This window comes from Aneurinibacillus sp. REN35 (assembly GCF_041379945.2).
GTDB lineage: Bacteria > Bacillota > Bacilli > Aneurinibacillales > Aneurinibacillaceae > Aneurinibacillus.
On the sequence record NZ_JBFTXJ020000016.1, the window covers coordinates 24,406 to 45,266 of the forward strand.

General features: G+C 35.8%; 21 protein-coding genes. 3 read left to right on the forward strand and 18 right to left on the reverse strand.

The genetic code is table 11. The features are described 5' to 3' along the window. The first annotated feature begins 64 nt into the window (after positions 1–64). The gene (istA, locus tag AB3351_RS20625; RefSeq protein ID WP_371149054.1) at positions 65–1,486 is read left to right on the forward strand and encodes an IS21 family transposase; all 1,422 of its coding nucleotides are present in this window, start codon (positions 65–67) and stop codon (positions 1,484–1,486) included. Further along, complete coding sequence (gene istB / locus AB3351_RS20630) at positions 1,483–2,211, forward strand: IS21-like element helper ATPase IstB (RefSeq protein ID WP_371149055.1); 729 nt, start codon at positions 1,483–1,485, stop codon at positions 2,209–2,211. Before istA ends, istB begins: the two co-directional genes overlap by 4 nt. Positions 2,212–3,165: 954 nt before the next feature. Here the strand turns inward: istB and AB3351_RS20635 are convergent. Both AB3351_RS20635 and AB3351_RS20640 read right to left on the reverse strand, forming a co-directional pair. Further along, positions 3,166–5,280 carry a heavy metal translocating P-type ATPase gene (locus AB3351_RS20635; RefSeq protein WP_044394570.1) on the reverse strand — a complete coding sequence of 705 codons (2,115 nt, stop codon included), beginning with the start codon at positions 5,278–5,280 and terminating at the stop codon, positions 3,166–3,168. Beyond that, the gene (locus AB3351_RS20640) at positions 5,273–5,641 is read right to left on the reverse strand and encodes an ArsR/SmtB family transcription factor (protein ID WP_044394569.1); all 369 of its coding nucleotides are present in this window, start codon (positions 5,639–5,641) and stop codon (positions 5,273–5,275) included. The genes AB3351_RS20635 and AB3351_RS20640 overlap by 8 nt, the downstream gene beginning before the upstream one ends. Before the next feature lie 193 nt (positions 5,642–5,834). Between AB3351_RS20640 and AB3351_RS20645 the strand changes: the two genes are divergently transcribed. Continuing rightward, positions 5,835–6,476 carry a class I SAM-dependent methyltransferase gene (locus AB3351_RS20645; RefSeq protein WP_044394568.1) on the forward strand — a complete coding sequence of 214 codons (642 nt, stop codon included), beginning with the start codon at positions 5,835–5,837 and terminating at the stop codon, positions 6,474–6,476. Between the two features lie 85 nt (positions 6,477–6,561). Here AB3351_RS20645 and merA read toward each other — a convergent pair whose 3' ends face one another. The 16 genes from merA to AB3351_RS20725 form a co-directional block, all read right to left on the reverse strand. Continuing rightward, positions 6,562–8,202, reverse strand: a complete 1,641-nt coding sequence (merA, locus tag AB3351_RS20650; RefSeq protein ID WP_044394567.1) for a mercury(II) reductase — start codon at positions 8,200–8,202, stop codon at positions 6,562–6,564. Positions 8,203–8,425: 223 nt separating this feature from the next. Then, entirely contained in the window at positions 8,426–8,728 is a 303-nt protein-coding gene (gene merT / locus AB3351_RS20655) for a mercuric transport protein MerT (protein WP_044394566.1), read from the reverse strand. A gap of 19 nt (positions 8,729–8,747) precedes the next feature. Continuing rightward, positions 8,748–8,978 carry a mercury resistance system transport protein MerF gene (merF, locus tag AB3351_RS20660; protein ID WP_044394565.1) on the reverse strand — a complete coding sequence of 77 codons (231 nt, stop codon included), beginning with the start codon at positions 8,976–8,978 and terminating at the stop codon, positions 8,748–8,750. A 16-nt stretch (positions 8,979–8,994) separates the two neighbouring features. Continuing rightward, complete coding sequence (gene merR, locus AB3351_RS20665) at positions 8,995–9,393, reverse strand: Hg(II)-responsive transcriptional regulator (protein ID WP_044394564.1); 399 nt, start codon at positions 9,391–9,393, stop codon at positions 8,995–8,997. A gap of 112 nt (positions 9,394–9,505) precedes the next feature. Further along, positions 9,506–9,832 carry a YnfA family protein gene (locus tag AB3351_RS20670; protein WP_044394563.1) on the reverse strand — a complete coding sequence of 109 codons (327 nt, stop codon included), beginning with the start codon at positions 9,830–9,832 and terminating at the stop codon, positions 9,506–9,508. Between the two features lie 139 nt (positions 9,833–9,971). Beyond that, on the reverse strand, positions 9,972–11,108 hold the full coding sequence (locus tag AB3351_RS20675; protein WP_371149056.1) for a hypothetical protein: 1,137 nt from the start codon (positions 11,106–11,108) through the stop codon (positions 9,972–9,974). A 322-nt stretch (positions 11,109–11,430) separates the two neighbouring features. Next, the gene (locus AB3351_RS20680) at positions 11,431–11,667 is read right to left on the reverse strand and encodes a hypothetical protein (protein ID WP_044394562.1); all 237 of its coding nucleotides are present in this window, start codon (positions 11,665–11,667) and stop codon (positions 11,431–11,433) included. A gap of 188 nt (positions 11,668–11,855) precedes the next feature. Continuing rightward, on the reverse strand, positions 11,856–12,047 hold the full coding sequence (locus AB3351_RS20685; protein WP_044394561.1) for a hypothetical protein: 192 nt from the start codon (positions 12,045–12,047) through the stop codon (positions 11,856–11,858). A 201-nt stretch (positions 12,048–12,248) separates the two neighbouring features. Beyond that, positions 12,249–12,491 carry a hypothetical protein gene (locus AB3351_RS20690; protein ID WP_044394558.1) on the reverse strand — a complete coding sequence of 81 codons (243 nt, stop codon included), beginning with the start codon at positions 12,489–12,491 and terminating at the stop codon, positions 12,249–12,251. A 36-nt stretch (positions 12,492–12,527) separates the two neighbouring features. Further along, positions 12,528–12,740, reverse strand: coding sequence for a hypothetical protein (locus tag AB3351_RS20695; protein WP_044394557.1), 213 nt, complete (start codon positions 12,738–12,740; stop codon positions 12,528–12,530). Positions 12,741–12,871: 131 nt separating this feature from the next. Continuing rightward, positions 12,872–12,994, reverse strand: a complete 123-nt coding sequence (locus AB3351_RS20700; protein WP_255475359.1) for a hypothetical protein — start codon at positions 12,992–12,994, stop codon at positions 12,872–12,874. A gap of 210 nt (positions 12,995–13,204) precedes the next feature. After that, positions 13,205–15,079: a TnsD family Tn7-like transposition protein gene (locus tag AB3351_RS20705; RefSeq protein WP_044394556.1), complete on the reverse strand. Its 1,875-nt coding sequence runs from the start codon at positions 15,077–15,079 to the stop codon at positions 13,205–13,207. A 5-nt stretch (positions 15,080–15,084) separates the two neighbouring features. Beyond that, on the reverse strand, positions 15,085–16,749 hold the full coding sequence (locus AB3351_RS20710) for an ATP-binding protein (RefSeq protein ID WP_044394555.1): 1,665 nt from the start codon (positions 16,747–16,749) through the stop codon (positions 15,085–15,087). Continuing rightward, complete coding sequence (locus AB3351_RS20715) at positions 16,733–18,919, reverse strand: Mu transposase C-terminal domain-containing protein (protein WP_044394554.1); 2,187 nt, start codon at positions 18,917–18,919, stop codon at positions 16,733–16,735. The genes AB3351_RS20710 and AB3351_RS20715 overlap by 17 nt, the downstream gene beginning before the upstream one ends. Then, a complete protein-coding gene (locus tag AB3351_RS20720; protein ID WP_036178215.1) occupies positions 18,903–19,748 on the reverse strand; it encodes a heteromeric transposase endonuclease subunit TnsA in 846 nt (281 codons plus the stop codon). Before AB3351_RS20720 ends, AB3351_RS20715 begins: the two co-directional genes overlap by 17 nt. After that, positions 19,738–20,547, reverse strand: coding sequence for a recombinase family protein (locus AB3351_RS20725; RefSeq protein ID WP_052126233.1), 810 nt, complete (start codon positions 20,545–20,547; stop codon positions 19,738–19,740). The genes AB3351_RS20720 and AB3351_RS20725 overlap by 11 nt, the downstream gene beginning before the upstream one ends. Between the last annotated feature and the right edge of the window lie 314 nt (positions 20,548–20,861).

Here is a 20,861-nt window from a genome sequence, read left to right on the forward strand (position 1 = left end):
TCCCCTTTACTGTTTTTGGTGTCGAATCAAACAACAGGTGGAGGGAACGGAAAGGATGCTAGCAATGTCCGATATTCAGTCTATCAAACATTTACGTAATACAAAAGAGTTATCAATCTCAAAAATAGCAGAGACTTTTAAAATCAATTGGCGTACGGCGAAAAAGTATGCAGATGAAGAACAACGGCCACAGGAGAAGATGATCATACGCCGTGGCATGATGTATGAGGAGAAGTGGGGAGAGATTGTATCCGATTGGCTGTTTGAGGACAGCAAGCTTCGCCGTAAACAGCGACGTACCTCCAAAGCTATTTTCCTGGCTCTCAAGGAGATCGGATTTCCCGGTTCATACCGTACGGTATGTATGTTTATAGCGGAGTGGAGGTCCCGGCGGCTTTCTCAAGAAGAATATCAATCTTATGAAAGATTGGAACATCCTCCAGGAGAAGCGCAATTAGATTTTGGACTAATGGAAGTGGTAAAGGATCATCAATATGTGGATGTAAAAGTACTCGTACTATCTTTCCCTTTTAGCAACGCAGCTTTCGCTACGGCTTTGCCTGCTGAGAACACAGAGTGCTTCTTACATGGGCTTACACAGTTATTTATACAGGCTGAGGGTGTACCTACAACCTTACGGATTGATAACCTACCAGCTGCTGTCACTAAGCCAAAGCGAGGAGGAGAAAAAGCCGAACTAACCGATGCTTTCCTTCGTTTTCAAGCAGCCTGTGGCTTTGAAGTACAGACGTGTAATCCATACAGCGGAAACGAAAAAGGCCATGTAGAAAATAAAGTCGGGTATATTCGATATAACTTTTTCTCTGTTCCTCCCGTGATGGCGAGCTATCAATCCATGAGTGAGAGGTTAACACAGCAGCTACAAAAAGACAGGGATCGTCCACATTACCGAAAAGGAACGACCATTGAAGCGTTATGGGGAGAAGAAAAACCGCATCTTCTTGCACTTCCGGAAGAAGATTATCCGATCTTCACTTATGATACTGCACAGGTGAACAAATATCGGGAAATCAAATTGGATCAGGAGTGGTTTCGGATTCCGAAAGGAATGAAGCACAAACTTGTCCAGGTCCGTAAAGAGTGGGATCGGTTTACTGCCTATTCTCCTTTTGGAGAAGAACTTTACCATTCACCCCGGGCTTATATGAACAAAGGAAAACCAATCCCCTGGAAAGATATTCTGCATGACTGGAGAATAAAACCGGGCTCTGTTCTTTATTCCCGGCACTATAAGCACCTTCCGGTGCGTGTGCAAGCTTATTTTAATGTAGAGAACATAGCAAAACGTAAGCAACGAGTAGAAGAAATTCTGCAGCTTCTCTCTCGCTACTCCATGGCAGATATTGAAGAACGATTTTATGAAATCACTCTTCTTTCTCATGAACAAACAGAACAAAACTTTGATGTGGACTGGCAGGCATATGACGCGTTAACTCCGCAGCGAGGAACGGAGGCAAAAGGATGAGCGAAAAACTTCGTGAACTCTGTAAGTCCCTCCGCCTTGCCTATGTCGCTGAAGTTTATGGAGAGGCACCTTTTGAACATCCGGAACTTTTTCTGCAGTATATTCTGGAACGTGAACTTGAACTTCGTGAGAAAGCAAAAAGTGAGCGATTGATTAAGAAAGCGAAATTTGGAGAGCGCAAGACATTAGAGGGCTATCAATGGCATGAAAACATTCATTTACCCGCTTCGACAAATCGGGAGGCTTTACGGTCCTTACGTTTTATTGATGAGAAAGAAAACGTAGTTTTAATCGGATCTCCTGGTACAGGAAAGACTCATTTAGCGACCGCACTTGGAATCGCTGGATGCCAAAAAGGAAAAGAAGTACGATTCTTCCGTGCGGTTACGCTTATAGAAAAATTAGAGCTGGCTTTAGCACAAAAATCTTTGGCCTCCTTTCGGAAGTCGATAGAAACGTGCGATCTTCTAATTATTGATGAGCTCGGATATCTGCCTTTCAGTAAGGAGGCAGCAGAACTCCTTTTTCACATTATCGCTGAGTGTTATGAAAGGAAAAGCATAATCGTAACTTCGAATTTAGAATTTAGTCAGTGGAACCGTATCTTCTATGATGCACGTTTAACAGCAGCGTTAGTGGACCGTCTGGTCCACCATGCCCACGTTTTATCGTTTACCGGCGAGAGTTATCGACTAAAAAACGCCTTATCAAAAACGAGTTTGTAAGAAAAATAAGGGCTGGCAAACCTATGTAAAAAACATTGCATTTCTCTGCACTTTTCTATTGCAAAATACAGTCCTCTGCCTTCTTTATACCTTTTCTCAATAGAATTTGGTCTACTACGCTTAGCCAAAAGGTTCACCTCCAACATTTTGTGCTGAGTTATTGTTATATGGTTATATTAAAACCACCAATTCTCCCTTAATATAAATTTCGGTTCCTAAATATCGAAGAAACCTCATGTATATAAATGTTCTGTCACTTCAAAATGTCAATTCATATTTATCTAAAAAACAAAAAAACAGTCATTTAGGAAATAATATCCTAAATGACTGTTTCCATCAAACTTTTTTATAAATTATCGATCTTTATTTAAAATGATCAAACTTTTTTATAAACAATCAAACTTTTTTCAAAAGCTACAACATTTGTAGTTGTAAAAAAGAAACCTTCCCTCCCCCCTTCTCTCAAACCCTTGTCATTCCTGCCTTTCTCCGATTTTCCCATTTTCTGTAGGCAAATGAGTTGTTCCCCCGTTCGCTCCTTTTTTCTCCTATTTTTTGTCAGAATCCTGATTTTTTAGGAAAATAAGTTGTTCCGTAGGAACAGGGATAAAAATGGGTCAGGGCTAAGGGTTTTTCCTGCTTTTTCTCCTGCCCTTTTTCTCTCTTTTCCTCTGGTTTTTATCTTGAAATCGTTGATTTATCGGGCTTTATCAGACGTTTCCTCCTGCCTTTATTCATGCCTTTCTCATGCTTTTTACTGGCTTTTTCTCCGCTTCTGGACACAAAAAAACGAGGAAAACTGGAGGCTATCCTCCGATTTTCACTCGTTTTAGGGAACAACTTATTTAACCAAGGGAACAGTTAATTTGCCTTGGGTAAAACTTCTTTTTGCTATAACATAGAAGCAGGTGATAGGAAAAAAGGGATTAGGGATTGAGTGCTAACATTTTTCCATTATTCCTTTACTTTCAATAATCTTAAACTGTTTAGGGTAACAATCAATGTTGCTCCCATATCTGCAAAGATGGCTAACCACAATGTCAACCAGCCTGGAACAATAAGTACCAAGGCAAGTAACTTAATGCCTAATGAAAAAGTAATATTTTGCTTAATGATTGCCAACGCTTTTCGACTTAGTTTGATTGTATATGGAAGTTTACTTAAATCATCAGACATCAAAGCAATATCCGCAGTCTCTAATGCTGTGTCCGTTCCAGCTCCGCCCATTGCTATACCCACTGTTGCAGATGCAAGGGCAGGTGCATCGTTTACTCCGTCTCCGACCATTGCTACTTTATCATATTTACTACGAAGCTGTTTAATATAGACTAACTTATCTTCTGGTAAAAGTTCAGCTTGTATCTCCATGACACCAACTTCTTTACCGATTGCTTTAGCTGTTCCTTCATTATCTCCTGTAAGCATGACCGTCTTTTCAATGCCAATTTGATGAAGTTTACGAATTGCCTCTTTAGAACTCTCCCTTACTTCATCTGCCACTGCAATAAGAGACATAATCTCTTTAGAAGTTCCTAAGACCATCACTGTTTTTCCTTGCTCTTGCATATTAGTTATCTGTTGTTTAATATTCTTTTCTATGCTATATAATTCCTCGAATAAATTTGGACTACCTACATAATAAGTCGTTCCATCGATATCTGCTTTTACACCTTTTCCTGTAATCGACTGGAAGTTCTCTATATTCACATCTTTATAAGGTAAATTATCGGCTTCAGCTTTTCTTATAATGGCTGAAGCTAACGGATGCTGTGACCCCTTTTCAATTGCAGATGTAATCGTCATTATTTTTTGTTCTTCTTCATTAAAAGCGACAATATCTGTAACAGAAGGAAGACCTTTTGTAAGTGTTCCAGTTTTATCAAATGCAATAACTTTTAATGCCCCTGTTTCTTCTAAGTGAATTCCACCTTTTATCAAAACACCATTTTTCGCTCCATTTCCTATGGCAGTTACAATGGATACTGGTGTTGAAATGACCAACGCACAAGGACAACCTACAACAAGAACTGCCAAACCTCTATAAATCCACTCCTGCCAATCTCCGTTTAAGAATAGGGGAGGAACTACTGCCAGTAATAGGGCAATAATAATAATTCCTGGTGTATAATACTTTGCAAATTTGTCTACAAACGCCTGGGATGGTGCTTTTTCCGCTTGTGCTTCCTCCACCATATGAATGATTTTGGAAAGAGTGGTATCCTCAACACGTTTCGTAACTTTTACCTCTAATAATCCTTCTTCATTCAACGTACCAGCATATACCTCTTCATTGACTTTTTTTACTACTGGTACAGATTCACCCGTAATGGCCGCTTGATTGATAGTAGATGTTCCTTTTACAACAATCCCATCCATTGCAAGTTTCTGACCTGGTTTTACTATCATAATGTCGTCTATTTGAATGTCATCAACTTGAACCGTAATCTCTTTATTTCCTCTACGAATAAGAGCTTCTTTTGGTGCTATATCCATTAGGGATTGGATAGAATTACGAGCTTTATCCATTGAGTATCTTTCTAATGCTTCGCTAACTGCAAACAGGATAACAACAGTTGCTCCTTCGCCCCATTCTCCAATAGCAGATGCTCCTAATATGGCTACCGTCATCAAGGTATTCATATCAAACTTTAAATGAACTAAATTTTTAAGTCCTTTGATAAATAGGGAATAGCCACCAATCAAAATAGAAAGTGCATAGCCTATAGTCGGAATTAGACTTTCCTCACCATATTGTTTGGTCATCATCCAACTTATCAATAGTAAGACTGCTGATATATATACTTTTATATTTTCTTTTTGTTTCCAAAAAGATTCTTGCTTAACAACTTGCTCTCTTTCATTTCTTATCTTTAAATTTTCAAATGCCCCTGCTTTTTCTAACTCTTCAATAGTTGCATTTCCAATAACATCAACTTTCGATGCACCAAAATTTACTTTCGCATCTTGAACTCCTTCAAGTGCTTTGACGTTGTTTTCAAATATTGATGCACAATTTGCACAAGTAAAACCTTGTACTCTATAAGTTTTCGTTTGTTGTTGTTCAGACATGTGCTTTCACCTCCTGATTATGTTCCAATGCAATAAGGATTAACTGTTTAATATGGTCATCGTCTAATGAATAAAAAGCCAATTTCCCTTCTTTTCGATGCCTTAATATAGAAAGTTTATGAAGAGTACGAAGATGATGGGAGGCTGTCGCTACAGATGTACCTAAGATATTGGCAACATCACAAACACATAGTTCATCTTCTTGACAAAGAGCATACGCAATCTTAGTACGATTTTCATCACCTATTACTTTAAATACTTTGGAAATATTACTGATATCTGCCTTCTCGATTTCCTCTTGAACTCGATTTACTTTCTCTTCATCGTAGCAATAAATTTCACATGTATCTTTTTTACTCACATTCACTTCTCCTTTCTCATTCAAATGTTTATTTGAATATATTATAACTCTAACCCCTTTGTTATTCAAATATATATTTGAATGAAACGAAAAATTATTCTTATCTTTATGAAAATCCCACAAATTAAAGGATTTTATTAATATTCCAAAGAATACAGATACACAATAAAGTTTTTAAACGAGGAGTTCTAAAATGAATAGCACATGGAATCAAATTATCTATAAAGTATGGTCGCCATTTTATGACCAATTTTTCAATAAAGGAATTTTTTTAAAAGCAAGAAGAGAGGTATTTAAGGATATAGAATGGGTTCAGGAGGAAAGGGTACTCTTCGTAGGTTGTGGTACAGGTGCAGATTTAGAGTATGTCCCTCATAATGATATCGACATAACAGCCATTGATTTTTCCAGTGACATGCTGGATAAAGCAAGAGAAAAGTTTCATCATACAGATATTACATTCCTGCAAATGGATGCACAGGATTTAACATTTCCTGATGAATCTTTTGACATTGTAATAGCAAGTTTACTTCTTTCTGTTGTCCCAAATCCTCATAAGTGTATGGAAGAGATGATTAGAGTAACGAAACCTAAAGGGAGAATATTGATATTTGATAAATTCGTTCCTGAGAACCAAGAACTATCCCTTTTCAAAAGGGGAATAAGACCGCTTATCTCCTTGTTGGGTACAGATATTGGATTGAGATTTGAACAAGTGGCTAATCCATTTTCTAAGCAATTATCCATACAAATGGATTCACCAATTATGCTAAATGGTATGTACAGAAAAATTATTGGAATTAAAATCCAAAATGATAAAAAAGTAAGGAATTAAATACTCAAGGTTAATTGAATAAAAAATGCTTTACTCCTTATTGAAGTAAAGCACCATTTGTTTAAGAAGAACATGTACAGACCTTCTATCCTGCACAACAAGATAATTTTGAAACGTCTTTATCAAACGTAAGAGAAGCCAACTTTAACCCTTCTGCCATTGTTAAGTATGGTGCAAGGCTTTCCTTTAAGTCTTCAACAGTTAGACCAAATTTCACAGCTAATGTTCCTGCATAAATTACATCACCAGCATTTTCAGATACAACATGGACTCCTAATATCTTTAATGTTTTCGCATCTGCCACTATTTTGAATACACCTGTGGTTTCACGATTCACAATTGCTCTTGGAACAGCTTCTAAAGGTAATACAGATGTTTTGACATCATATCCTTTTTCTTTTGCTTGTTCTTCTGTTAAACCAACGGTTGCAATCGAAGGATTTGTAAATGTAACACCTGGTACAACCGATAAATCTAATTTTTTATTTAACCCACCAATTGCATTATCAGCGACAATTCCACCTTCATAGGCCGCTACATACACAAATTGTGGTCCAAGTGTTACATCCCCAGCAGAATAAATCTTTTCATTACTTGTTTGAGCATATTCATTTATTTTTATTTCTTTGCGGTTTCCCACTTCAACACCTGCTACACTTAAATTTAGAGAATCTGTATTTGGTTTTCTACCTGTTGCAACAAGGAGTTGCTCTGATTCAATTATTTTTCGTTTTCCTTCAACCGTTACATAAACCTTTTTTATTTCTCCTTCTTGTTCCACACGCTCAAAAGTTGCCCCTTTTATTAGGTTTATACCCTGTTCTGTTAAAGCTCTTTCCACTGCTTCAGAAATCTCAGGGTCATATTCTTTTAATAGACGCTCACTTCTTTGCATAAGTGTAACTTCCGAACCTAAATGATGAAAAAGTTGCCCAAGTTCCATTCCAATATACCCTGAACCAATTACCGTTAAGCGTTTTGGAACTTTTTTTAATTCAAGTAGCGTTGTACTTGTTAAATAATCTACTTCTTCAAGTCCTGCAATCGGTGGTAAAGATGGAGAAGCACCTGTTGCGATTAAAAAGCGTTTTGCTGAAAGTTTTCTTCCATTTACCTCAACTATACTTTCATCAACAAATTTAGCTTCACCCTCAATTAAATCAAATCCATATTTATCAATTAAATTAACATATTTTTGATTGCGGAGTTCACTAACCAATTCATTCTTTTGCTTTACTAACGGTGCTAATTCTACTTCTCCAGCAGATGTTTGTAACCCAATAAATGGATTTGATTTTGCTAAATGATTGATTTCCCCAGCTCGTAAAAGGGTTTTTGAAGGAACACAACCAATATTTACGCATGTTCCCCCAACCGTTCCACGCTCAATCATCCCAACTTTTGCCCCATATTCTATTGCTTTAATGGCGGCCGAAAAGGCCGCTCCACCAGAACCGATAATAAGCAGGTCATAATCACCTTCATTACCTAAATCCACATCTTCCTTTGATAACACATCTTCTATTTCACCAGGTTGATATTTTGCTTCATTGATAGCTCTTTTGGCAATTTCAACCTCTTTATCATCAGGTAATTCAAATAGAGCTTCACCACGACTAAAATTAGCTTTAATGTTTTTAGCTCCTATATTTTCAAGTGCAACAGCCACATGCTCCTCACATCCTGTACAAGTCATTCCCTCAATTTGTATCCGATATTTTTTCATGTGTTTTATCCTCCTTAATCCTTTTATTTTAATTTTTTAATAGCCTTTTAACCATCTACTCTTTTTTAATCTCAGCCTCGAAACCCTACAAAAGCTGTTACCATAAATGAACTAAAAATATCACTAACAGTTTTTACATCTTTCTCATTTCTACACAAAAACAAGCAGAAACGATATAAAATCTTGCTGTTGCTATTTTAACGTATAACCAAATACCCAGTTCTTATAGGTATCCTTCAGCCATTAGTGTATAAACAAGCATCCCTAAAACCAAAACCGTTGTAATCCATAATCCAATAATAGAGCTTCTCTTTTTACACTTTCGCCCATAAATCAAATAAAATGAGTATGCCAATAAAACCAATGTAACTGTTATTAACATCGTTTGATATTTCGTTGCATAAATAGCCAATCCTCCAGCAAAGCCTGTTAAACCAAAAGGAATCAAAATGAAGGGTCCTAAACAACAACCTGCCATCACAAATCCAGAGAATAACGTTGCTACTTGTGAAACTTTCTCTTTCACCACTATCACCACCTATATATTAAGAGCAACAAGAATCATTCTTAGAGCTGGATTTATTTAACTTGTCATAAGAGTAGAATGTTAAGGCAAGAAAAATTGCTAAAACTGGAATTAGAATGTTATCTAAATAGCCAGTTATCGCCCCTAATCCAATAGCACTTAATAAAATAACTAATATCGGTGTAGCACAACATAGTAGAACAACAAATATACCTACCATTCCTGTAATAAAGCTCTTTTTATGTTTCATAAAAATCTCCTTCTTATTAGTCCTCAATCAACGCTTCAATAATAGGACATTCATGTAATTCCTTTTCATCTGGACATCTTTTCTTTAAATCTTTCAACATACGTTCAATCCGCTTTAAATCTTCTATTTGTTTTTTAACTTCTTCTTCTTTTTTTGATACAAATTCAAACATGTCTTGGCATCGAATTTCATCTTTATCAACAACCCCAAGTAATTTATAAATTTCATTCAAAGAAAAACCCAGCTCTTGCATTCGTTTAATAAACCCTACACGCTTAACATCATCCTCTGAATATATCCGATAACCTGAATTTGTTCGAGAAGGTTCTTGTAATAAATTCTGGCGTTCGTAGTATCTAATGGTTTCTTTATTAACCCTACACTTATCCGCAAATTCACTAATACGATAACTCAAATTATTCACCCCATATAAAAGTATAAACCGTGTACTATAGTACACGGTCAAGGATAGTGTTATACATTTTTCTTAAGACTAAAAAATCAATACCCTTCTATTAAAGGAATTGTTATTGGCGTGGTGCAAACAACATCACTGAAACACCAACTAAACATATACCTGCACCCACCCAGTCATATAAATCTGGTGTCTTTTTATCAATACCCCATCCCCATAATACGGAAAGTATTATAAATACTCCTCCATAGGCCGCATAGACTCTTCCAAACGATGGAAAGGTTTGAAATGTAGCAATAACACCGTATAAAGCTAATGCAACACCTCCAAATATACCCCAATAAAACGGCTTACCTTCCCTTAGCCACAGCCAAATAAGATAACCTCCTCCAATCTCAGCAATTCCTGCAAACAGAAATAATGCGATTTTATAAAACAAATATAAACACTCCCTTGAACAATTTAATGAATAATAACCTTTTAACATTCCCAGTTACTTGAATATTTATAGAAACTTCCTATTTTAAGGAAGTTTTGAAATCCCTGTTGAAAAATATTTAAATGAAATAATATTATTTTCACTTCTGGAAATCTTTCGTTTTGGTTACAAAAGACTGCTGAATTACGTCTTTATCTTTGTTTAACAGCGAATTTCTTTCAAGGAGAATCTCAATAAATTCTTTAGCAAAACCAATCAAATCAAAGTAATCAAATATATCATCAATATTGATGTAAACATATCGACAAAATCTTGAATTATAAATAGCCAACTTATCTATTTTAGGAAAGGAAGGTGTAAAGAGAGATAAAATATAATATCCGATAAGTTGCCTCATATGGTCTGCTTTATATCCAAACTGGGACTCAGTTTTTATCTCAATCAACGTGCTATCTATTAAAATATCAGCATCTGCTCCTCCTACTAAAATAGATGCTTTTTCAAATGAAGGATTACATATAAGAGTATGGTTCATTATGAAAAGAGAAGAAAACTTTTGAGTCTCTCTTGTTAAATTTAACAAGTCTGTGATATCCTTTTCTGACACATAAAAAACACCTTGTTCATGTATATAATTAGAACGATAGAAAGCATCCAAATTCCCCAGAATCATACAATCTTCCATCAGTTGAGTATCATCAACTGATTCCCCTAAAATGTAAGAATTTCTTCTTTCAATAATATTATCATAAATAATTTCCCCTTCAGAATAATGGGTAGTTATTGTAAAGTCCCCAAAAAACTTTAGCTCCATATTTTCAAGGATTTCATCTGTGTATTTTTCATGTATGTAATCAAGGACTGCTTCAAACCATTCATCAGATGTTTTATTCTCTTCTTTCATTTTCAAATAGGTCTCATAATAATAATTACCGAACTCTTTTTCTTCTTCTTTTATGAATGGAAGGTGATATTTGTAAGCATCTTTATCGAAAAATTTTTTCTCTGTAAAAAGCAAGGATAGACCCTGATAAGCAACTAAATTATCATTTTCTTGTAATCGGTTATTTATTCGTTGTATAAACGCTCTTAACCAATAATCATATGCGTGTCCTACAATGGGGTTTGCTCTACCATCTGATTTCACAATAATTGGTGCTTTCACAGGAAAGGCAGGACCTTCATTAAGTGTCTGAAAAAACTGTTTCATATTTGGAATTGACTTGAAAAGTTCTTTTATCTGCTTATTATGGTTTAGTAATCTCGTCAATGACATTTACCGTACTCCTTACATATTTCAATTAAGACTATCGAAGAAAAGAGTTACCTTAGCAACTTTACTCAATTTGGTAAAATAAATACTTCTCCCTATTTTTATGTCAAAAAGGGAATTTTTGACTTCCTGCATTAATACACACAGTAATGAAAACAACCACCTTTAAGCTCCGCAAAAAAGGTGGTTGTTTCGTAAAGCAAAAAGGGTGCTCGTTCTCATAAAAATGTCCTTTCGATGCACGAAAACCCAAAGCTCCGCTATCATATTTTACCAAAACTCTAAACAAACAGAAAGTAAATGCAGGAAAGTTGTGTAAATTAAATCATTCTTTCAAATCTTGTTGAAGCAAACACAATAATTCTTCTTTTGATTCCTGTGGAAGAATACTGATAAATTCTCTGATGCCCATATTGAATAAGCACAACATCAACATTTTTTGTCTTTCATTGTTAAAAGGGAGGAAAACTCCTTGAAAGAATTCTAACTTGTTTAATGCAGGAGTATATTCTTCGTAAATCTTATAATTAATAAGCTGAGCTTCTATCTTTGGGATTAACATAAGGTCATAACTACCTCCTCCAGGTTTTAGTACAATAAGGACATTTCCATGCAAAGATAGAATCCCAATTGGAAACGCCAATTTTCTCACTTACGTATCGAAGTTTGTATTTCTTTTGCTCTTGTTCCGAAAGAATTCTTATCAAATTCTTGCCACAATACGGACAATATTCTTTTGGTATTTCTTGCTCATTCTTCATTTTGTTCTTTTCCCCACTCAACTTGTTTACAAATATTTTTCCTTGCCAGTAGATGGGCATCTAAACACGCACTGGAAAAATCAGATTGGCTATATACCTCTTGTGACCAGAAGTTCTCATCATCTCTATCTTTATTATTAGAAACAACATGCAAATTCTCTAACATTTGATAGTAATTCACTCTTCCCCCTCCTCTTTAACGTCTAAATCTTGTTCAGTTAGCATCTTTCGCAATGTCTTCCTTGTATCATCGGAGATGAGTTCTAAAAATCGCTTTAATCCTGTGGCATGTAAACCGAGCAAAAGCATATTTTCAGCCCCATCCAGTTTTCCCTTCTTTAGAAACATGTCTTTTGGTAAGCACAATGAAATCACATTGTCCTCAAGAAAAGCTGGTTCTTCTATTTATCTCTAATTGTTTTGCGAACTGCCACTTTTTATGGTCTTCTCTAAATTGCTCTATTTTGTAAATAGGCACTCCAAACCTTTCAGATATTGGTTCATCATCATAATCAGTGGTCTCCAGATAAATTCTTGCCATTTCTTCCGCTATCTCTTGCCTTGCTTCCTTTTTCATATCCTCCAGAAGTTCTGCTCTAAACTTTTCCTTCCAATCTTGTTCCATTAAGACTTCCCTCCTTTATTTGCGATTCTTATTTCATCATCTCTCCAATAGATATTCTGAAATCTCGTTTAGTGTTGCAAAATACTCCTCTTCCCTTTCCACCGCATATCCATAATTCTGCAATTTAACAGGCGGTGTCTGTAACCATTCTCGAATATCATTATCCAATTCTAATTCAGCATTAAATGATAACACCTCCATCAATTCGGTAATATCAATTTCCTTTTCCAACTTAAATCCCTTATTCATTCTTATATCCTCCTTGTTCCTATTCATCATCGTTCTTTAAGTTGTAATCTGACCTGTTTATAACATCCACGAAACTCATCTCATTCACAAATTAGTCATCTCCTTTTGATTACAGTCTTTAATAAAGCTAACTACATAAGAAAGAAAACTTTCACATAGTAGCCAATGACTAAAGAAACAGCAATAGTAAGTGCGTCTCCAATTAATTCAATAGAAAGATTTTGTAAAGACCCTTTCAACTTTTCCAACAACATTCTCTCTCCTCCTTTCGATACAGTTTGGAAACAAACACAATTAAAAACGCCCAGTCCTATGACTGAGCGTTAATTTATGCAATATGGACTTTTGCGATTAATATAAAAAGTCGCCATTTTGTTTCCTCATTTCAAATAATTATTATTTTCTATAAATTTATGATACCTACAGCTCTTCCCAATATCAAGCCAAACCTTGCTAAACTAATCTTATGAAATAATGCTACTTATCCTTTCAAACTCCACTTCTAATTCCTCTATCCATTCACCCCGAATACCAGCTACCCTCGCTACTCTCCACCATTGCACATCATATCCTTCTCGTTGGCATTCTTTAATCGCCCATTTGATTCTGCGAATTTGAAAATCTCTTACCGATTCAATATGTTGTAGCAAGTATTCATTGGTTTGAGGCAACTTGAATAGATGCTTTTCCAGCAAGGATAATTTGCCTACTTTCTTCCCAACTCTGCTTATCGTTACTCTTTCAGGCTTATTAGGGGAATTAAGTATTTCTTCTACAATTTCCTTTACGGACTCAAGAGTTTCCACATCTCTTTTATCCCAATCCACCCGATTATTTACCATAGTAATTTGCTTCTTTTTTGGAGAGTTTGAATTTAACCACTCCCTATCATTGCGATATAGCCAAGTATAAAGACCACTATTAACCTTCCGCAGTTCCGTTTTACTCTTTTCGGGATATCGCTTCTGCAAATCCAGCCATTCATTACGAAAACTATCCTTGTTAATAAGATTGTCTTTTCTTTTATAACCGAGTTCCGCTTCGGTTTCTCCTAAATTCTGACCATATTTCTTTACCGTATTTACATCTACCTTTAATCTTCTTGCGATTTCTCTCATACTTAAATTCATTTGAAAAAGTTCTTTTAGCTTTGATTCCCATACTTCTCCAAACTCTTTTACTCTTCCAACCTTGTACCTATCATCTTCACTACTATCGGGTCCCTTTCGTGCGTAAACAAACCCACAGGAACAGCTAAATGTCCCAACTGGCCGCTTGATTTTACTGTCATACCGTATAGACACTTCAGTAATTACTGGCTGTAAATAATGGTCTGCTCCCGCATTTAAACATGGAAAAGGACTTTTGCCAAAAGGTAAATACTCATTTTCCTCATTCCATAAGTCTTCCAACGTAATTCCTAAAAATTGAATCATCAGCAGATGTCTAATTGGATGAACAGTTTTACGTGGTTTTCTAACCATCATACTTAACCAGCAACTTTCATTATTAGTAACGGATGATTGGACTATCGTTAATAAATTCTCCCCATAAAACTCAAGAAACTGCTCTCGAAGTTCTTTTTGCTTTACACTTCCATTTATATTTGCTAATCCCATCAACTTTAACCTCTCTATATATTGAGAGAAAAACCATTCAGGTGGCTTATTGGAATAACGATTGTTTAATAGTTTATCCACATTATCTACAACTTGAATATAATTGGGGATAAATTCAGATTCTATAGCATCTTCTATATTCTTTGAGGTTGTATGTTCTTCGGTTAAATTGCAATTGTCTACAGTTGCTGGAACAAACTCATTTTTGTTAAAGTGATGTACTAATACTTTGCTGTTGTACAGTAAGGTCTTATGCTTTGAACAAATAATAATCCCAGGAATTTGGTGACTTCTCACCCAATACACTTCTCCATATTTCTTTAATGACTCTGTCGCACACTCTTTGCACATCCTAATATATCTATTCTCTGCAATTGTACTTGCCATAACACCTATTCGATTATGGATGCTTCCACCGCTGTTACCCTGCATAGATTGCAAGATGCTTTTGGCACGTTCTGGCGGAAGAAAGGCACTATAAAATGGATATAAAGTGTTCTCCATTATCAAATTTTCCGCAGTATATGCACTTCCAATCGGTAAATTGCTTATCAAGCTATCTATGTTGGCTGGTAAATCGACAACAGTAGTGACAGAACGAGAGCCAAATAACTCTTCAATGGTTGCCTTGGGGCTGATGTTCCCACTTCTTATATGGAAACGTGCTAATGTACTATATAACAACTCATTCGGATACGGTGTTGGAAAAAAACCAACCATTATTCTCACCCCACACTGAAGAAATCATTTTCTATCACTTTAATAATTCCTTTTTCTTTAAGTGCTTCATGGGCAGATAGACCATTTGCTTTTCCTTCCGAAACAATCAATCTTAAATCTTGCTTGTTTTGCAACTCCATTTTCTTTGGTAATTTAGTCGGTTTAGGGCTACTTTCTTCTATATTTATAGACAGCTTAAACGCCTCTTTTACAATCCCCTTTATATCAAATTCTTGTCCTTGCTTTTCAATCACAGTATCAATACACTTTTTTGCCTTGCCTGGTTCAACATCCAACTCAATTAACTTTAAGATAGACTGTTCCCTCACGTTTTCCTTCCAATTTTTCTCCTGCTTTTTCTTCGCTTTTTGAATTTCTTTTATTTTATTGTTCATAGAAACAGTAGAAAATTCCTGATTAATAAACCCTTCTACATCTATAGGTGCGATATCTTCGTATCTCGAAATAGCTTTAATGTCGCCACTTCTTATAGCATTAATCATCGGCTGAATTAGTTGCAAATTCTCTCTTGCCACTTTTCTTATTAATGCAGGAGTTATTTGTTCCTTACCACTGGAAATTGCCTTTACTTGAGCCATGACAAAAAGTTTAATCGCAATATCTGTTATTCCGCCAGATTCATCATATAAAATATCTTTAAACTCTTGTGTAAGAGCAGTTGGCTTTCTCACCCACTGATAATCCCACATTCCTTCGAGAATTAAATCCCAATTAAAATCCTTTTTCATGCGTTCTATCACCATATCACCCTGACCACTGCCTCTTCGTGCTTGGCGGAGGTCGCCTCTTAAATAAGGAAGTGCCTTTGGTGTTCCTATCAAAAGAATAGGAGTTCCCATATTAGATAAGTAATGAAAGAAGTTCATCATTTTTTCTGCTCCACCAGATTTGGCAACGCTCAGCGACTGCACCTCGTCTATTACCAGTAGTCCAACCCCATGAACCCTAAGCATTTGAGATAAAGCAGGTTGCATGGAGGCTATGGGCATTCTTGCTGAACCAAACCGCTTATAATAGCTTGTACCCAATAAACTATCCAAGCTCCTATATGCATCAATACAAACGCCTTTAATATTTCCATCGAATGAACAATCTAATTTAAGCCAGACCAACTGATACATATTAAAATCATTATTCTTATAGCGAGAATGAACAATAAGTTGTGGCAGAGCTGATAGTACCACATTTATCATTCGGCTTTTACCGATTCCTGATGGTCCCAAAATCGTCATTGCAGAAGACGTGCTTTTTAAATTGCCATTGTACATATCTATGTTTGCGTTTAGAATCGACTTGTAGTTTTCGTGCAATCCTTGAGCGAATTCTGGTTTAAAAGGATTTTTATGAACATAACCCATACGAATCATCCTGGAGACCCTTGACTCCAAATCAAGCGTTTGAAAAATTGGCTGGTAATATTGGAATAATCGCTGGACAAGGTGCAGTCTTATATGACTATCCAAGTTACGTTCATTTTCATTAAAAGGTGGATAATAGGCTAATTTATCAACTACCTCCTCCTTTGAAAGAATGGGAGGAAGAGCTTCGATAAAAGGATTGTTTCTGTATTCCATCACTTCCTGGTCTCTATATTTTGCCATTACAGCTTCTCCACCGTTTGGAATTATTACTTTATTCTGTTTTTCCATACGTTCTCTCCTTCTGCTTCTTTCTTAATAGGGCCATTTCATTTTCAAACTCTTCTGGTCCCTCTTCAGGTTCTTGATTATTCATTCTATTAAATGAAAGAACTTGTCCCTTTTCGTTCGTCACTTTCTTATCAAGTTCAAATGCCTCATTTTCTTTGTTAATCATCTTTTCTATTTGCCTATTTTTACGAATTCCCTTTAGTTTTTGTGTCTTGCTCTCAGTTTCATCCTGCTGTTCCCTCGTCATTTTCTCTGCTTCTTGAACGATATTTTCTATCTCTGAAATTAAATCAATTTTGGATTGTAACTGTTCATCCTCTTTTTGCTTTTTCAGTAACTTTTCATATTCCTGTAAGTATTCAAACTCTTCAATACTCTTGTTTATGTGAACTTCTTGGTATTCCAGAAGGTGGCATTTCTCAAATTCTTTTCCGTCTTCCTTCTTTATATATATGAAGTTTAAATTTCTTGGGTCATAGGATATATGAATCTTTTCTCCACTACCACTTATACGAACACGTTCAAAACTACCTTCTCTAATAAGATTTGAAGAAGTGTAAAATAACCCTTTGAATTTAATTCCTTTACCAGTTATATAAGCATTTGCAGTTGGCATCAGACACAATTTCACAGTATCTTCTGAAACAGAACGCAATAAACCAGCACGATTTTTCATTCCCCAATTCCATAACTTTATTGGAATAGGCTCTATATCATCGCTAATCATCATTTCTTCACGATTATAATTAGAAAGCCAACTTTGGTTATATTCGAGAATCGAATAAATCATAACTTGGGTAAATTGGAACAAATCGAGAACGCTATCAAGACGATAATCTCGGCTTCCTCTCTTACGGAAATCAGTTTTCACAGTTCCAGGTAAAAATGGTTGTACGGATTTCTCATTAATAATTTGAAATTTTCTTTCTACAAAAGGTTTCATATCGGCTCTATAGGGACTTGTGTTCTGTACTTTAACATGTAAGGAACTAACAAGTGTCTCAACCATCTTACCCTGCAACTCTCGGTCAGCTATCAAAGTATCGCAAAGATGGCGGGATGGCCATTGCTCCTCTATAATCTCAATATCGTACTCTTTGCAAAAATCCACTTTATTACTTGCCGAATTAGCAAGAGCACTCATAGCCCCATTCCAAGAAGGTCCTTCTAAGCCCACATATAGTCCTGTAATCATCATGGAAAACTTGTCCACACAGAGGTAGATGACGGGCCTTCCGATTATCCAATTTCTGTTATATCTGGAGACTAAGTAAACATCAGCAATGGTGGCATCAATTTCGTAATAACCTGGTCCATAAGCCTCTACTGTAGAGTTACCAAATAATGCTCTATGATTTTGCAAATACTCTTTCGACCCCTGCCTTGAGTATATTTCCTTCTTCAAGTTTCGCTCCTTATAAAAGAAGTATTTAAACTGTCCAAAGGTTGGAACTTCACTGGATGGTTTTAATATTGGCTTCCTAATGCCTCCATCTATCCTGTAACCATCTGCATAAAATTCCTTCCTCATTAACTGGTATGCAGTGTTTAAGGAGTTACCAGACTTTGTATAGTAAAATTTATTAAGTGCTATCCTAAATATCCGTTTCGTTTCTTCATTGACATTTACACCTTCACCCACAATATCTTTATATTTTTTTGGTCTCCCCCTTTTTTTACCTGTTGCTTGTTTTTCCTGAGACCTCCCTATATTCTTGTAATCTGGCAAAAGGGCATTCATGTGTTTTCCCCTTTGCCAATATCGCCTTAAATACTTGTAGACTGTTTTATTACTTACTCCAAATTTTCCACTTGCCTTTTTAACAAGTTCTGCACGTTTCTTTGCATTAAAAACTTCTGGTTCATTTTCTTTCTCCGCAATGGCTTTTATTATCTCCCATGCTTTATTCCGAATCTCCTTCTCTTTTTCACTAATCTCATTATCATTTCTAAAAATTTGGAAAGGGTCATCTTTAATAACGGTTGCACCTTTAATCTCAATATCATTAACAATGTCTTCTACATTTTTATATATTGGAGTGCTCTTGTTAGCATAAATATCAATCAAAACTGCAACTGTATAATCACTGCTAATCCACAATATTCTTTCAACGGTATCCTTTAACGAATCTCCCGTATAACCGATTAACGTATTAACGGTCAATAGCAATTTTTATTTCACCCTGCCTTTCTTGCGGAACAATCTCTAAAACTTCTGCCGATTGGTTTAATTCAATCTTCTTATTCATATCTATTTTTATCTGTTTTGTTGTTAATAAATGTTTAAATAGCAACAACCCTGAACCAGCTTCAAGATTTAGTTGAGAATCAACTGAACTTGTTATCTCCCGAACTGGTCTTTTATTTTTATAGAGTGATTCCAAAAGAATTCCTGAAATATACGAAATATCACCTTTAGTAAAATCCGTTGTTTCCTCTAAAAACCTCGCTGGATGTATCCACTCGATGTTTTTCGCCTTAACTATTGGAAGCTCCTTTTGGGTTAATAACGCCCAATCAATACCTTTTTTCCAAAAATAACGTCTTATTAACTCGAAGCGTTCAATCACTGCCTTTCTTTCCAATTCATGACTTGCTTTAACACTCCTTGCAACATCATAGGTATTTCCGTCATTTCCCCTAACTGTAATTAGAAAGGTCGTGGTTAAAATGTAGGGAAATCCCGATTGTTTATCCTTAAATTTCCTTATATCTATATCTTCTTGCTCCCCAACTACTTCTTCAAAATCGTATAAAGGCACATGCTCTTTCACTTGTAAAATTGAATCGTCAAACTCAGTTAGGTAGAAGAATCGTGTTTCTATATCCGACAGTAGGTGGACAATCCGATTACATCGCCAAGTTCTTAAACGACTGCTTCTGCCAACCGAGCCGAAGTCCTGCACTCGAATAAATCCTTTATAGGATTCAAATTCTCCCTGTCCTCTACCTTCCTTTATATACCTTTGTAATTTTTCCTCGTTCCACTCACTTCTCATTTCTTACACCAGCTTTTCTGTTTCTATTAATTAGAGCTTGTACTTTCCCAAATACGACCTTATTTATCAACGGTTTATGATTCCCCTCGATTATCAAATCACTGTGTCTTAAAACACCTTTATAAAAATCATTCTTTAGTATCCCAACCAAGGCCTGTTTGCTAAATCTGTTCCCCCTACTGCTTCTTACCCCAGAGTTGTCTAAATACTTTTTAAGTTTCCCAAGACTGCGTAACTCCAAATACTTTTTGAAAATCAATTCGATAATGGCCGCTGTTTCTTCATCAACAATAATCTTTGCTTTATCATTCCACTTATAGCCAAGAGGAGCATTCCCACATGCTTTATCGCCCATTTTAATTTTTGTTCTACGGCCTTTGTTGAGCTTCATAGCGATACTCATTCTCTCATATTGGTCGAGCAATTCCATCATCCCATTAACCAAAAAGTCATTTGGATTTTTCGTGTAAATTCCGCTGTAATTAGGCTGTTCAATGCTGATAACGTCAGCCGAATGCTTCTGAAATTCTCTGTGAACTAAAACTTTGACTGTATCACTTCTCCAAAGTCGGGAGGTGTTTAATACTACAACTTTCTTTACTTCACCAAAAGAACTAATTAAATCATTTAATCCGTCTCTGTTTGCAATCGTTCCAGAGATTCCCTCATCTCGAAATACTTCAATTAGGTCGTATCCATTCTTTTGGCAAAAGTCTATAATTGCTGATTCCTGCGTTTTTAACCCATACCCATCCATTTGAGTTTTTGTACTAACCCTTATATATCCAAAAACATCCAACTTGTTCTTCCCCCACTTATATGTAGTCAATTATTATTCATAACATCTGACTTAAAAGCTGAAAAAATATAGGACTATCAATGTCCAGTTGCTCTTTAAGTCGTATGTTAATGAATTGGTCAATTTATTAGTTAGTTGCATAGCCCTTTTCGGTATCACCCCCTTGAATATAGTCATTGGGTATAAAAAATAGCCAGTAGTCAATCCAAATGGTTTTTTTTGGAAAGACTACTGGCTATTCTAATTTTTTTATAAAAGTCGAAAGGGCTGAATCTTATCCCCCGCCCTTAGATGTTTTTCTTTTGTCATCATCT

Coding starts and splice junctions, on each gene's coding strand:
- AB3351_RS20695 (WP_044394557.1), bottom strand. CDS start 12,740: ATGAATAAGGGATTTAAGTTGGAAAAGGAAATTGATATTACCGAATTG.
- istA (WP_371149054.1), top strand. CDS start 65: ATGTCCGATATTCAGTCTATCAAACATTTACGTAATACAAAAGAGTTA.
- AB3351_RS20705 (WP_044394556.1), bottom strand. CDS start 15,079: ATGGTTGGTTTTTTTCCAACACCGTATCCGAATGAGTTGTTATATAGT.
- AB3351_RS20710 (WP_044394555.1), bottom strand. CDS start 16,749: ATGGAAAAACAGAATAAAGTAATAATTCCAAACGGTGGAGAAGCTGTA.
- AB3351_RS20635 (WP_044394570.1), bottom strand. CDS start 5,280: ATGTCTGAACAACAACAAACGAAAACTTATAGAGTACAAGGTTTTACT.
- AB3351_RS20720 (WP_036178215.1), bottom strand. CDS start 19,748: ATGAGAAGTGAGTGGAACGAGGAAAAATTACAAAGGTATATAAAGGAA.
- merF (WP_044394565.1), bottom strand. CDS start 8,978: ATGAAACATAAAAAGAGCTTTATTACAGGAATGGTAGGTATATTTGTT.
- AB3351_RS20690 (WP_044394558.1), bottom strand. CDS start 12,491: ATGGAACAAGATTGGAAGGAAAAGTTTAGAGCAGAACTTCTGGAGGAT.
- AB3351_RS20645 (WP_044394568.1), top strand. CDS start 5,835: ATGAATAGCACATGGAATCAAATTATCTATAAAGTATGGTCGCCATTT.
- AB3351_RS20675 (WP_371149056.1), bottom strand. CDS start 11,108: ATGTCATTGACGAGATTACTAAACCATAATAAGCAGATAAAAGAACTT.
- merA (WP_044394567.1), bottom strand. CDS start 8,202: ATGAAAAAATATCGGATACAAATTGAGGGAATGACTTGTACAGGATGT.
- AB3351_RS20680 (WP_044394562.1), bottom strand. CDS start 11,667: ATGTTAATCCCAAAGATAGAAGCTCAGCTTATTAATTATAAGATTTAC.
- AB3351_RS20700 (WP_255475359.1), bottom strand. CDS start 12,994: ATGTTGTTGGAAAAGTTGAAAGGGTCTTTACAAAATCTTTCTATTGAA.
- istB (WP_371149055.1), top strand. CDS start 1,483: ATGAGCGAAAAACTTCGTGAACTCTGTAAGTCCCTCCGCCTTGCCTAT.